16 protein-coding genes are annotated in these 13,366 nt (G+C 40.7%); 7 read left to right on the top strand and 9 right to left on the bottom strand.

Features of this window, described 5'->3' with window-relative positions; genetic code table 11:
- Nucleotides 1-106: 106 nt before the first annotated feature.
- The 8 genes from B7692_RS05390 to yjbM form a co-directional block, all read right to left on the bottom strand.
- On the bottom strand, nucleotides 107-916 hold the full coding sequence (locus tag B7692_RS05390) for an MBL fold metallo-hydrolase (RefSeq protein ID WP_000004962.1): 810 nt from the start codon (nucleotides 914-916) through the stop codon (nucleotides 107-109).
- Nucleotide 917: 1 nt separating this feature from the next.
- Entirely contained in the window at nucleotides 918-2,267 is a 1,350-nt protein-coding gene (gene vicK / locus B7692_RS05385) for a cell wall metabolism sensor histidine kinase VicK (RefSeq protein ID WP_084930137.1), read from the bottom strand.
- The gene (yycF, locus tag B7692_RS05380) at nucleotides 2,260-2,967 is read right to left on the bottom strand and encodes a response regulator YycF (protein ID WP_000722078.1); all 708 of its coding nucleotides are present in this window, start codon (nucleotides 2,965-2,967) and stop codon (nucleotides 2,260-2,262) included. The genes vicK and yycF overlap by 8 nt, the downstream gene beginning before the upstream one ends.
- A gap of 55 nt (nucleotides 2,968-3,022) precedes the next feature.
- Nucleotides 3,023-4,198 carry an A/G-specific adenine glycosylase gene (gene mutY / locus B7692_RS05375; protein WP_084930136.1) on the bottom strand — a complete coding sequence of 392 codons (1,176 nt, stop codon included), beginning with the start codon at nucleotides 4,196-4,198 and terminating at the stop codon, nucleotides 3,023-3,025.
- 188 nt (nucleotides 4,199-4,386) lie between these two features.
- The gene (gene pta / locus B7692_RS05365; protein ID WP_049544223.1) at nucleotides 4,387-5,361 is read right to left on the bottom strand and encodes a phosphate acetyltransferase; all 975 of its coding nucleotides are present in this window, start codon (nucleotides 5,359-5,361) and stop codon (nucleotides 4,387-4,389) included.
- Nucleotides 5,362-5,404: 43 nt separating this feature from the next.
- Complete coding sequence (locus B7692_RS05360; protein ID WP_084930135.1) at nucleotides 5,405-6,301, bottom strand: RluA family pseudouridine synthase; 897 nt, start codon at nucleotides 6,299-6,301, stop codon at nucleotides 5,405-5,407.
- Nucleotides 6,298-7,116 carry an NAD kinase gene (locus B7692_RS05355; RefSeq protein ID WP_049544217.1) on the bottom strand — a complete coding sequence of 273 codons (819 nt, stop codon included), beginning with the start codon at nucleotides 7,114-7,116 and terminating at the stop codon, nucleotides 6,298-6,300. Before B7692_RS05355 ends, B7692_RS05360 begins: the two co-directional genes overlap by 4 nt.
- Nucleotides 7,100-7,771 carry a GTP diphosphokinase gene (yjbM, locus tag B7692_RS05350; protein ID WP_000171680.1) on the bottom strand — a complete coding sequence of 224 codons (672 nt, stop codon included), beginning with the start codon at nucleotides 7,769-7,771 and terminating at the stop codon, nucleotides 7,100-7,102. Before yjbM ends, B7692_RS05355 begins: the two co-directional genes overlap by 17 nt.
- Nucleotides 7,772-7,899: 128 nt before the next feature.
- Between yjbM and B7692_RS05345 the strand changes: the two genes are divergently transcribed.
- From B7692_RS05345 to B7692_RS05315, 7 genes are all read left to right on the top strand, one after another.
- The gene (locus tag B7692_RS05345) at nucleotides 7,900-8,469 is read left to right on the top strand and encodes a CYTH domain-containing protein (protein WP_084930134.1); all 570 of its coding nucleotides are present in this window, start codon (nucleotides 7,900-7,902) and stop codon (nucleotides 8,467-8,469) included.
- A gap of 111 nt (nucleotides 8,470-8,580) precedes the next feature.
- On the top strand, nucleotides 8,581-9,540 hold the full coding sequence (locus tag B7692_RS05340; protein ID WP_001283818.1) for a ribose-phosphate diphosphokinase: 960 nt from the start codon (nucleotides 8,581-8,583) through the stop codon (nucleotides 9,538-9,540).
- Nucleotides 9,541-9,549: 9 nt separating this feature from the next.
- Complete coding sequence (locus B7692_RS05335) at nucleotides 9,550-10,665, top strand: cysteine desulfurase family protein (protein ID WP_070527723.1); 1,116 nt, start codon at nucleotides 9,550-9,552, stop codon at nucleotides 10,663-10,665.
- A 4-nt stretch (nucleotides 10,666-10,669) separates the two neighbouring features.
- Nucleotides 10,670-11,017, top strand: a complete 348-nt coding sequence (locus B7692_RS05330) for a DUF1831 domain-containing protein (RefSeq protein WP_000863540.1) — start codon at nucleotides 10,670-10,672, stop codon at nucleotides 11,015-11,017.
- 7 nt (nucleotides 11,018-11,024) lie between these two features.
- Nucleotides 11,025-11,240, top strand: coding sequence for a DUF4649 family protein (locus tag B7692_RS05325; protein WP_000462491.1), 216 nt, complete (start codon nucleotides 11,025-11,027; stop codon nucleotides 11,238-11,240).
- 82 nt (nucleotides 11,241-11,322) lie between these two features.
- A complete protein-coding gene (locus B7692_RS05320) occupies nucleotides 11,323-11,964 on the top strand; it encodes a redox-sensing transcriptional repressor Rex (protein ID WP_000653417.1) in 642 nt (213 codons plus the stop codon).
- A 17-nt stretch (nucleotides 11,965-11,981) separates the two neighbouring features.
- A complete protein-coding gene (locus tag B7692_RS05315; RefSeq protein WP_000743348.1) occupies nucleotides 11,982-12,671 on the top strand; it encodes a gamma-glutamyl-gamma-aminobutyrate hydrolase family protein in 690 nt (229 codons plus the stop codon).
- Here B7692_RS05315 and radC read toward each other — a convergent pair.
- Nucleotides 12,668-13,348 (bottom strand): RadC family protein, encoded by a 681-nt coding sequence (gene radC / locus B7692_RS05310; RefSeq protein ID WP_033683740.1) that lies wholly within the window; start codon nucleotides 13,346-13,348, stop codon nucleotides 12,668-12,670. The genes B7692_RS05315 and radC overlap by 4 nt on opposite strands.
- Nucleotides 13,349-13,366 lie beyond the last annotated feature (18 nt).

The following is a 13,366-nucleotide window of genomic DNA, read 5'->3' as shown; positions in this document are numbered from 1 at the left end:
GAATTAAGGTAAAACTAAAAGGACTTAGCCCTGTACAATACAGAACTAAATCCTTTGCTTAAATTAATTGTCTAACTTTTTGGGGTCAGTACATTAGCCTTCTTTTTTATATCTCTGTTAATGGTGTTGCGGTATCCGGTGAGGTATCATAAACCTTAAAGTCTACTCCGACTCCCAGATCAGCTTGTGCTAGCTGATTGACCATGGTCATGTGAGCCAGCTCCTTGATATTATTCTCCTTAGATAAATGCCCAAGGTAGATCTTCTTAGTGCGATTTCCTAGCGTCCGAATCATAGCTTCAGCACCATCCTCGTTAGAAAGGTGACCCAGATCCGATAGGATTCGTTGTTTGAGTCGCCAAGCGTAAGAACCTGCTCGCAAAATCTCTACATCATGGTTGGACTCGATAAGATAGCCGTCCGCATTTTCGACAATCCCCGCCATACGGTCACTAACATAACCTGTATCTGTCAAAAGGACAAAACTTTTATCATCTTTCATAAAGCGATAAAACTGCGGTGCGACTGCATCATGGCTTACACCAAAACTCTCGATGTCGATATCGCCAAAGGTTTTGGTTTTGCCCATCTCAAAGATATGCTTTTGCGAAGAATCCACCTTGCCAAGATATTTACTATTTTCCATAGCTTGCCAGGTCTTTTCATTGGCATAAAGATCCATACCATACTTGCGAGCCAAAACGCCTACTCCATGGATATGATCTGAATGCTCATGGGTAATCAAGATGGCATCCAAGTCTTCTGGCTTGCGATTAATTTCAGCAAGTAGGCTGGTAATTTTCTTACCCGACAAGCCCGCATCCACTAAAAGTTTCTTTTTTGGGGTTTCCAGATAAAAGGAATTTCCACTGGAACCCGACGCTAAAATACTGTATTTAAAGCCTGTTTCACTCATTCTAGTCTTCTACTTCGTCCTCCCATACTTCTTCCTTCACTGCATCCTTATCATAAGGGAGCACAATGGTAAAGGTTGATCCCTTACCATATATACTCTTGGCCCAAATAAAACCATTATGTTGTTTGATAATTTCTTTGGCAATAGACAGTCCCAAACCTGTTCCACCTTGGGCACGACTTCTAGCACGATCCACACGGTAGAAACGGTCAAAGATACGTGGCAAATCCTGCTTAGGAATACCCAATCCTTGGTCTGAGATGGATAAAATCATCTGATCATCAGTCGTCTTCATGGTCACTGTGATTTTTCCACCATCTGGAGAATATTTAATGGCATTATTGAGAATATTATCAATCACCTGCGTCATCTTGTCTGTATCAATTTCAATCCAGACAGAGGTAATCGGATAATCTCTAACCAATTCATATTTCTTCTCTTCGTCTGGTCCCCTCATCTTATCAAAACGGTTAAGAATAAAGGTAATAAAGGCAGTGAAGTTAATCAGTTCCACATCTAGGTGACTGGTCGCATTATCAATCCGTGAAAGATGGAGGAGATCCGTCACCATCCGCATCATACGGTTGGTTTCGTCTAGAGACACCTTGATAAAGTCTGGAGCGACAGGTTCTGACAAGGCCCCCTCATCCAAGGCTTCAAGATAGGATTTTACACTAGTCAGAGGCGTCCGTAACTCATGACTAACGTTGGAAACAAAGAGTCTCCGTTCGCGCTCCTCCTTCTCCTGCTCCGTCGTATCGTGTAAAACAGCAACCAAACCAGAAATAAAGCCAGACTCACGACGCACCAAGGCAAAACGTACACGAAGGCTCAGATATTCACCATTGTCATCCTGAGAATCAATCATAAGCTCAGGAACTTGGGTAATCAAATCACGAAGTTCATACTCATCTTCAATCTGAAGCAATTCTAGAATACTTTTATTGAGAACCTCTTCCTTCTGAACACCTAGCTGTTTCTTAGCCATGTCATTAATCATAGTAATCTTACCACGACGATTGGTCGCGAGGACTCCATCCGTCATGTAAGAGAGGATACTGTGTAATCGTTTACTCTCTTGTTCAAGATTTTCTTGGGTCAAACGGATTACTTCTGATAAATCATTGAGATTATTGGTAATATTGGTAATTTCAGAGCTTCCCTGCATATCCAATACCTGAGAATAATCTCCTGCAATCAAGTCTTTAACTTTTTGATTAATTTGCTTCAACCGAATATTATCTCGCCGATTTTCTAGCAAAAGCAAGGTAACAATCAAGATAAAACCCAATAAAATTAAAATGAAGATAAAATCACTTGTTAAAACTGTGTCTTTTATTAGTTTAATCATTATTTCTCATATAATAACCAACACCGCGACGTGTTAGGATATACTCTGGACGACTTGGTGTGTCTTCAATCTTCTCACGCAAACGTCTGATAGTTACGTCAACAGTCCGAACATCTCCGAAATAATCATAACCCCAGACCGTTTCAAGCAAGTGTTCACGTGTAATCACTTGACCAATATGAGAAGCCAAGTGGTACAAGAGCTCAAATTCACGGTGGGTTAAGTCTAGTTCTTCACCATATTTTTTAGCCACGTAGGCATCTGGAACAATCTCTAAGTCCCCAATTTGCAAGGGTTGAGTTTTCTTTTCATCTGATTCTTGATTATCTACAGAAACCAAGTCCGTGCGACGGAGAAGAGCTTTGACACGCGCCTGCAACTCGCGATTTGAGAAGGGTTTTGTCACATAGTCATCCGCCCCAAGCTCTAAACCGATAACCTTATCAAATTCACTGTCTTTAGCAGAAAGCATGATAATAGGTACACTACTTGTCTTGCGAATAGTCTTCGCAACTTCTAAACCATCAATTTCTGGAAGCATCAAATCCAGAATAATAATATCTGGTTGCTCTGCTTCATATTGCTCTAGCGCTTCACGACCATTAAAAGCAGTTACAACCTCGTAACCTTCCTTGGTCATATTAAACTTGATAATATCCGAGATTGGTTTTTCATCATCTACAATTAATATTTTTTTCATTTGTTCACCTTTTTCTCTACTATTATACCAAAAAAATAAAAAGAAGACACAATAGCTAGTCTTTGCTACTGTCTAAGTTGGCTTGTGCATAAGCCTGCCAGATTTTTTGTTGGGGTTTGGCAAGTGGAACATCCTTAAACTCTTCTGGTGAAAGCCAGCGAACTTCCCTATCGGAAAAGTTATGAAAGTCAGTCACTTGACCTGCTACAATTTGAACATGCCACTTGCGATGACTAAAGACATGCTTAACCATTTCAAAATAAACATCAAGCCAATCAACATCTAGGTCATAGTCCTGCTGGAAACTCTCTTCTGGACTGGGGCCAAAGTTTACACTTTCTTCTGTAACCTGATGAAAGAGGTCAAACTGCTCTTCTTGCGAAAAGTTATCAACTTCTATCAAGGGAAAATGCCAAAAACCTGCCAATAGCTTTTCGCTTTCATTTTTTTCAAGTAAAAATTGTCCCTGAGTATTTTTGACCACCAAGGATTTAAGATAAATTGGAACAGGCTTTTTCTTGGGAGCCTTAATTGGATAACGGTCCATTGTGCCATTCTGATATGCCGCACTAAAGTCCTTAACTGGGCTTTCTTCTGGTCTGGGATTTACAGGCGCCTCAATATCTGATCCCAAGTCCATCAAGGCTTGATTAAAGTCACCAGGCCTTTCTGGGTCAATTAAAATTTCCATCATTGCCTGAAAAATTTTTCGATTGCTTGGAATGCCAATATCGTGGTCGACTTCAAATAGACGCGCCAAAACACGCATAACATTACCATCTACAGCCGGCTCAGGCAAATTAAAAGCAATACTGGATATGGCTCCTGCTGTGTAAGGTCCAATACCTTTCAAGATGGAAATTCCTTCATAGGTGTTTGGGAATTGACCACCAAAGTCTGTCATAATCTGCTGAGCCGCAGCCTGCATATTACGAACTCGAGAATAATAACCCAAACCTTCCCAAGCCTTCAACAAACGCTCTTCAGGCGCATTCGCCAAGCTTTCTACTGTTGGAAACCAGTCCAAGAATCGTTCGTAGTAAGGGATAACTGTATCCACTCTGGTCTGCTGAAGCATAATTTCAGAGACCCAGATATGATAAGGATTCTTACTCCTACGCCATGGTAAATCTCTTTTGTTTTCATCATACCAAGTGAGAAGTTTCTCACGAAAAGAAATGATCTTCTCCACCGGCCACATAACGATACCGTATTCTTTCAAATCTAACATATCTCTAGTATAACACAGAAGACTCTAACTGTCTTTTTCCTAGTATTAATACTCTTCGAAAATCAAATTCAAACCACGTCAACGTCGCCTTGCCGTACTCAAGTACAGCCTGCGGCTAGTTTCCTAGTTTGCTCTTTGATTTTCATTGAGTATAAAAAACCTCTTCCCAAGGGAAAGAGGACTAAATCTTATTGATGAACTGCCTGGGCTGCTGTGATAAGGGTTAACTTGTAAACATCATCTGCATTACATCCACGAGAAAGGTCGTTAACTGGCTTGTTCAAACCTTGTAGAACAGGGCCAACAGCTGCAAAACCACCAAGACGTTCAGCCATCTTGTAACCGATATTTCCTGCCTCGATACCTGGGAAGATGAAGACATTTGCTTGACCAGCTACCGTACTTCCAGGAGCTTTCAGAGCTGCAGTTTCTGGAACAAAGGCCGCATCAAATTGCAACTCACCATCAATTTCAAGGTCGGGACGCAAGTCGTGAGCAATTTTAGTTGCTTCAACAACCTTATCAACGCTTTCTCCAAATCCTGAACCTTTAGTAGAATAGCTTAGCATAGCAATTTTAGGCTCGATGCCAAACATCTTAGCTGTGATTGCTGAGTTGATGGCAATTTCAGCCAAGGCTTCTGCATCTGGATTGATGTTGATGGCACAGTCTCCAAATAAGTAACGTTCAGTACCACGAACCATGAGAAAGGCACCTGAAGTACGAGTTACATTTGGACGAGTTTTGATGATTTGAAGGGCTGGACGAACTGTTGAAGCAGTTGAGTGAATCGCACCTGACACCATTCCATCAACCAAGCCCAAGTAAACCAACATAACACCAAAATAGTTGACATCTTCAACCAAAACCTTGCGTGCATCTTCTTCAGACATTTTGCCCTTGCGACGCTCTACCAAGGCAGCGACCATTTCTTCAAATTGAGGATAATGTTGAGGATCGATGACTTCATAACCATCTTCGATACCTTCGATTTCAAGATAAATTTTAATTTTTTCAGGATTTCCAAGCAAAACAGGAATCACTTCTGTTTCTTTTACCAGGCGTTTAGTCGCTTGAAGAATACGAGGTTCTTCCCCTTCAGGGAGAACGATACGAGCATTTTTACCAACCAAGTTGGCTTTGAGACTTTCAAAAACTTCCATGAGTTTTCTCCTTTAAGATAATAATTATACTCTGAATTAGTTTTTATAGAGTATTAGTTGATAACTGGGTAATAAGGTTGCTAAAATCATCCGGCAAGGGACTTTCTAACTGCAAGTCTTGCTCTAAAAATGGATGATAAAAGGATAGGTAATGGCAATGCAGGGCCTGGCGCTGAATTCCATCGTCTAGACTACCACCGTACAAGTCATCTCCCAACAAAGGAAAACCAATATGAGAAAAATGGACTCGGATTTGGTGGGTTCGACCAGTGTGCAGGCGAATGTCTACCAAATGAATATTCCCATAAGATGCTACAATCTTGTAAGAAGTATGAGCATACTTTCCACCTTTAGCTACACGTCTGGTAATAATGGAATCTTCATCACGCGCAATCGGAGCAATAATTTCCCCCTCTGACTCCAAGTGTCCATCACCTTTAACCAAAGCAAAGTAGCGTTTTTCAATGGACTTCTTCTGCAACTGCTTGTCTAATCGTGCGTGGGCATAGCCGTGCTTAGCAAAGAGCATCAAGCCAGAAGTATCTCTATCAAGTCTGGTCACAATGTGAACCTGCTGATTTTCGTAATTTTGCTTGACGTAGTAACCCTTGATAAAATTAGCGATGGTATTGGAGTGATTAACACTAGGAATAGAAGCCACTCCATAGGGTTTATTTAAGACCAGAAAATGGTCATCCTCATAGAGAATATCTAATGGTCTCTCGATAGCTTCGAGAGTTTCAAAACCTTCCTCAGCGGGAATATCAATGGTAACTCGGTCTCCAATATCCAATAGATACGTCGCATTTTGTGGTTGATCATTGACCAGAATAGCTCCGCCTCGAAACTTAATCTTAGCTAGCAGCCCCTTAGAAACCTCGTGCTTTTTTAAGAAGGTCTTAACCTTGACATGCTCATCTGCGATAAATTCAAACCTCATTCATCCACCTCGCCGATAAAAGCATCCTTAACACGATTCCAGAAACTGGTATGGCTCGGTGAGGCGACAAAGTGAATCTTATGATGGTCGATTTGATACTCAATTCGCTCAATATTGCGGAAGGAATACACACTATTGTCAACCGAAATGGTATGGTAATCGTTTCTCGTTGGAATGAGTTCAATCTTATCCTTCTTAGGAACAATAATGGACGAACCCAGCGTTCGATAAACACGATTATTAAGGCTGGCAATTTCCGTCAACTGAAGAGCTTCAATGGTAGGATGCAAAACAGCTCCACCGAGAGACTTGTTATAGGCTGTACTACCAGTCGGGGTCGAAACTGTTAGCCCATCTCCACGAAAACGTTCAAAGGGAACACCATTGATTACAATATCCGCCACCATGGTTCGATCAGACCTGCGGATACTGGCTTCATTTAGTGCTCTAAAAATCTTCACTTCACCATTTTCAAGAAAGACCTTCACATTCAGAACAGGGTAAGAGACTCTTGCTCCGGTATCTAGCTGCAAATTAGTCACTAGCTTGTCCAACTCAAAATCACGGTAGTCCGTATAGAAGCCCAAATGTCCAGTGTGAACACCAATGAAGCGGACCTTGTCAAGCTGGTTTTCGTACTTATGAAAGGCCGACAAGAGCATGCCATCCCCACCAATGGAAATAACGATATCCGGATTGGTATCATTGAGTATAAACTGATTTCTCTTCAAACGATCTCGCAATTCATACAAAACCCTTTGACTCTGCGGTTTTCTATTGGCTATCAGGTCAATTCGTTTACCTGTATTCTTCATCTGTATCGTCACTGTTTCCTACACCGTCATTTAATTTTCTACTCAAAGGATCAAAAAGAGCCTGAGCTTCTTGGATATCATCACGTATTTTACCCATTTCTTCATCCAACTGATGAGCAATCTTGGCTGTAATTTCCAGTCTCTTTTTAATTTCCTCTGGGAAATCCCCTTGGTACTTGTAGTTGAGAGAATGTTCTATCGTTGCCCAGAAATTCATGGCCAAAGTACGAATTTGAATTTCTGCTAAAATGGTCTTGGCTCCATTGATAGTGTCAACCATATATTCTACTACCACATGATAGGAACGGTAGCCTGAAGCCTTTCGATGAGTAATGTAATCTCGCTCCTGTATGATTCGCATGTCCTGACGCTTGTGCAAAATTTCCACTACTTCCTTAACGTCATCTACAAACTGAACCATCACACGTAAACCAGCAATATCCTGTAAATCGTGTTCTAATGTCGCATAAGTAATGCCACGCCGAGCCATTTTTTCCTTGATGCTCTCAATCGGCTTAACTCGACCAGTCACAAACTCAATCGGAGAATGCTTATTTTGTTTACGATATTGCTTACGAATACCACGCAGTTTAATCTTTAACTCACCAACAGCTTGAATGTAAGGATCTAGAAATTCTTCCCATTCTAAGGTCATATATTCTCCCTTGTTCTCATATTATCCTTCAAAAATATCTTTGATTTTTTCTCCAGATTAATATACAATAAATACAATGCTTATTATACCATAAATCCGCTTTCAACGATAAAGAAAAGGTAAGAAAAATGAAACATTTAGAAATTGAATTGAAAACACTCTTGAAAAAAGATGAATATGATCGTCTAAAAGAGCAGTTCACAGACGTCACTCCTGTTCTTCAAAAAAATTACTACATAGACACGCCTAATTTTGAACTACGAGAAAAGAAAGTCGCTATGCGCATTCGAACCTTTGAAGACTGGGCAGAATTGACACTCAAAGTCCCACAAAGTGTTGGAAACATGGAATACAACCAAAAATTGCAACTAAAAGATGCTGAAGATTATCTGAGCAAGGAAGAGCTTCCTCAGGGACTGGTGCTCGAAGAATTGGCTAAACATGGTATCCAAAGTAAAAAATGGCAGATTCTTGGTTGTCTAACGACACTTCGCTATGAAATGCAAACAGCTATTGGTCTCATGGCGCTGGATGAAAGTCAGTACTTTGATATTACAGATTACGAATTAGAGCTTGAAGTTGAGAATCACGAGCAAGGGAAACAAGATTTCCAGCAATTTTTAGAGGAAAATCAGCTTACTTATCAAAAAGCTCCTTCAAAATTGGTTCGATTTGTCAAAAGCATGAAAAATAGCTGAAATAATCTCCATTTTTTGGTAAAATATAAGAGATAAAATACAAAAATCCCAGTTCATATAGGCTAGGCAGATATAGCTAGGATTTAAAAAGTTTACAGAGGACGGTCTATAATGTCAGATAGAAAAAATATGAAACTTTTCGCACTCAACTCTAACCAAGAGATTGCACAAAAAATTGCTCAAGCTGTTGGTGTCCCACTTGGAAAACTATCATCACGTCAATTTTCAGACGGAGAAATCCAAGTAAATATCGAAGAAAGTGTCCGTGGCTATGATGTGTACATCATCCAATCAACAAGTTTCCCTGTTAACAACCACCTAATGGAGTTATTGATCATGGTTGACGCTTGTGTACGTGCAAGTGCTCACAGTATCAACGTTGTCCTTCCATATTTTGGTTATGCACGTCAAGACCGTATTGCTTCACCTCGTGAGCCACTTACAGCTAAACTAGTTGCCAATATGCTGGTTAAGGCTGGTGTCGATCGTATCCTTACGCTTGATTTGCATGCCGTTCAGGTTCAAGGCTTCTTTGACATTCCTGTTGACAACCTCTTCACAGTTCCTCTATTTGCAAAACATTATTGCGATAAGGGCTTACTTGGTTCAGATGTTGTTGTCGTTAGTCCTAAAAATTCAGGGGTGAAACGTGCTCGTAGCCTGGCTGAATATCTTGATGCTCCTATCGCCATTATCGATTACCCTCAAGATGATGCAACTCGCAACGAAGGTTATATCATCGGTGATGTTGAAGGTAAAAAAGCCATCTTGATTGACGATATTTTAAATACAGGACGTACCTTCTCTGAAGCTGCTAAAATCGTTGAACGTGAAGGGGCTACAGAAATTTATGCTGTTTCTAGTCATGGTCTCTTCGTTGAAGGAGCTGCTGAACTTCTTGACAATACTAATATTAAGGAAATTCTTGTGACTGATTCAGTAGCAACAAAAGAAAAAACTCCTAAAAACGTATGCTACATCACTGCTAGTGAGTTAATTGGTGATGCCATCGTCCGTATCCACGAAAGAAAACCAGTCAGCCCACTCTTTGCCTACAACAAAAAGAAATAAGGTGATTCTTTGATTTATTTGGACAATGCTGCAACGACTCCCATGTCAGCAGTTGCTATTTCAGCTATGACCAAGGTTATGCAAGAAACCCATGGAAATCCTTCTAGTATTCATGGGCATGGCCGTCAAGCTGGCAAGCTCTTACGCGAAGCCCGTCAGGAACTAGCCCAGTTACTGGGAACAAAACCTCAACATATCTTTTTCACTTCTGGTGGGACTGAAGGCAACAATACTGCTATCATTGGCTACTGCCTTCGTCATCAAGAACAAGGAAAACACATCATCACAACTGCCATTGAGCACCATGCCGTCCTTGAAACCATTGATTACTTGGTTCAACACTTCGGTTTTGAAGCAACCATTATCCAACCAGAAAATCAAGAAATCACAGCCCAACAAATTCAAAAAGCTTTACGTGATGATACAATTTTGGTTTCTACCATGTTTGCCAATAATGAGACAGGAAACCTACTTCCCATTGCTGAAATTGGCCAAATACTCAAGCAACACCCTGCTGCCTATCATGTTGATGCAGTTCAAGCTATTGGTAAAATACCAATTCAACCCGAAGAATTGGGCATTGATTTTCTCACTGCTTCAGCCCATAAATTCCATGGTCCTAAGGGGATCGGCTTTCTCTACGCATCTAGCATGGACTTTGATTCCTATCTCCATGGTGGAGACCAAGAACAGAAAAAACGTGCAGGAACTGAAAATTTAGCTGCCATCGTAGGCATGCTTGCGGCCCTAAAAGAGGACCTAGAACAGCAAGAAGAACATTTTCAACATGTACAAAATCTAGAAACTGCCTTTCTGGCAGAGCTAGAGGGAGTTCAGTATTACCTGAATAGAGGCGAACACCATCTCCCTTATGTCCTCAATATTGGATTTCCTGGTCAGAAAAATGACCTCTTACTCCTCCGTCTAGATTTGGCTGGAATTTCTATCTCTACTGGTTCAGCCTGTACTGCAGGCATTGTACAATCCAGCCATGTTCTTGAAGCCATGTACGGGGCAAATTCAGAACGCTTGAAGGAATCCGTTCGTATCAGTTTGTCGCCAGAAAATACTGTTGAAGACCTACATACCCTCGCAAAAACCTTAAAAGAAATTATCGGAGGTTAGCCATATGGCATTTGAAAAAACCATTCAGTTAAAAAATTGTCGTTACGACTACACTCTTAGCCCTTCTGTTAAAAAATTCACCCTCAAAGATAACACCTTTTTTGAGACTAAGGTTGGTAACTATGAATTGACTCGACTTTTGGAAAAAGTTCCGAACAGCGGTGAAGGATTCCAACTCAAAATCATCATTAACAAGGAACTTACAGGTGCTAAAATCAATATCACTGATAAGTTTGGGCTACGTCTAGTTGATATTTTCAAATCAGAAGACCACCACATTCATCAGGAAAAATTCTATTTTCTCATGGATAGTTTAGTAGAGCGTGGTGTCTTTACAAAATCGGAAAGATAGAGCCAAAATGTTTGAACTGACCTATAAGGACAGCTATCATGTAGAGCGCACTCTCAAGTATGAGGATTACGAGGCTCTCATGCTGGCTCTATCAGGATGTGTGACTCTGCCAGATACACTTTATGTAACTTCTTTGACCTTTAAAGGGCAGGAAGTTTACCAAGGTCTGGTCGGAGACCTCTACCGTTTTCTATCACATGCAGATTTTTTACATCAAAACTAAGATTTTTCTTAGTTTTTTCTTATTTTTGTTGATTTTTTCACAATGTTTCTATAAAATAGAAGAATAGAAAGGTTGTGATTTTGTGAAAGATAAACAGTCTGCTATTCCAAAAGCTACAGCGAAAAGACTCTCTCTCTACTATCGAATTTTTAAGAGATTTCATGCAGAAAAGATTGAACGTGCCAACTCTAAGCAAATTGCAGAGGCTATCGGTATTGATTCCGCGACCGTACGTCGTGATTTTTCCTACTTTGGTGAACTAGGTCGCCGTGGTTTTGGCTATGATGTCAAAAAACTGATGACATTTTTTGCCGATTTACTCAATGATAACTCCATTACCAATGTCATGCTGGTTGGTATTGGAAATATGGGTCATGCCCTTCTCCACTACCGCTTCCACGAGCGTAACAAGATGAAAATTATCATGGCCTTTGACCTAGATGACCATCCCGAAGTCGGTACCCAAACTCCTGATGGAATTCCCATTTACGGGATTTCTCAAATCAAGGATAAAATCAAGGATGCTGATGTGAAGACTGCTATCCTGACAGTTCCCAGCGTCAAGTCACAAGAGGTTGCCAATCTATTGGTGGATGCTGGCGTGAAAGGAATTCTCAGTTTTTCACCAGTCCATCTGCATTTACCAAAAGACGTGGTCGTTCAGTATGTTGATTTAACAAGTGAACTCCAAACCCTCCTCTACTTCATGCGAAAAGAGGATTAGAAAGCGAAAATCATTTTATGAAAAAACCAGTTATTGGGATTACAGGAAACGAAAAAACTCATCCAGATGATGACATCATGATGAGCTACGTAGCAAAAGGCTTTGTTGAAGGCGTTAAAGAAGCTGGAGGAATTCCTATCATCCTACCGATTGGTGATCAAGAAATGGCCTGCCACTATATCAGTATGATTGACAAGCTCATCTTGACAGGTGGGCAAAATGTTGATCCAAAATTCTATGGTGAACCAAAAACCATCGATAGCGATGACTACCACCTTCAAAGGGATATCTTTGAACTGGCCCTCATCAAGGAGGCTATTAAACAGAAAAAGCCAATTTTTTCTGTCTGCCGTGGAACTCAACTCTTTAACGTTGCCATGGGTGGAACTCTGTATCAAGATATCGAAGACCATTGGCAGGATTGTTCTGCTGAGTACACAACTCAACGCTTGGTTACAGAACCTGATACTGTTCTTCGAGAAATCTATGGAGAAATTTCGCACATCAACTCCTTCCACCATCAGAGCATCAAGGATTTAGCACCAAATTTAAAGATTGCGGCCCATGATCCTAAAGATGGTATCATTGAAGCTGTCATGAGTACGGATGTTTTCTCCTTTCTCGGTGTCCAATGGCACCCAGAATTTCTTTTTGAAAATCGTCCCAAAGATAAAAACCTCTTTGACTATGTCGTTAATGAACTTTAGATTAAATCTGTTTTTTCACGGTAACTAAAGTAACTAGAATGAGAGACAATCAAATGGTCCAAGAGGACAATTCCCATCAGGTCGCAGGCTTCTTTGACAAGTTTAGTGACATGATCATCATTACGACTAGGCGCTACCGCTCCTGAAGGATGATTGTGGACCAAAATGAGTGAAGTCGCCATATGCTTGATAGCATAGTGAAGAATCTCTCGCGGTTCAGCGATACTACGAGTTGCAGAACCGATAAAAATGGTCTGTTGATGGATGATTTGATTTTGAGTATTGAGATAGAGCGCCACCAGGTGCTCTTGTTTTTTGTCCCCCAATTCCTGCTGCATCTTCTTGGCCAACTTTTGGCTACTGAGAATACTTTCCATCTCAAGGGTCTCATGTTTATGAATACGATGGCCCAGTTCAATCATAGCTTGTAACTCTATGGCCTTAACGCGCCCGATACCAGATAGACTCTGCAATTCTTGCAGGGTCATTTTTTTCAAATCCGTTAGGCTTGAAAGGTTGTTCAAAACTTTCTGGGCAATTTCAAAAACACTAGCTTGACGTGTTCCTGTCCTAAGTAAAATAGCTAACAACTCTTGATTACTGAGCGCTTCAACTCCTTCTTTTGCCAGCCTTTCTCTTGGCAACAGTGAATCTTCTTGGAATGAAATACTATACATAAAAATCCTCCTCACTTT

It is taken from the genome of Streptococcus mitis (assembly GCF_002096925.1).
Classification (GTDB): Bacteria; Bacillota; Bacilli; order Lactobacillales; family Streptococcaceae; genus Streptococcus; species Streptococcus mitis_AF.
The sequence above is the reverse complement of the archived record's forward strand: the minus strand, read 5'-3'. Positions and strand labels throughout refer to the sequence as shown.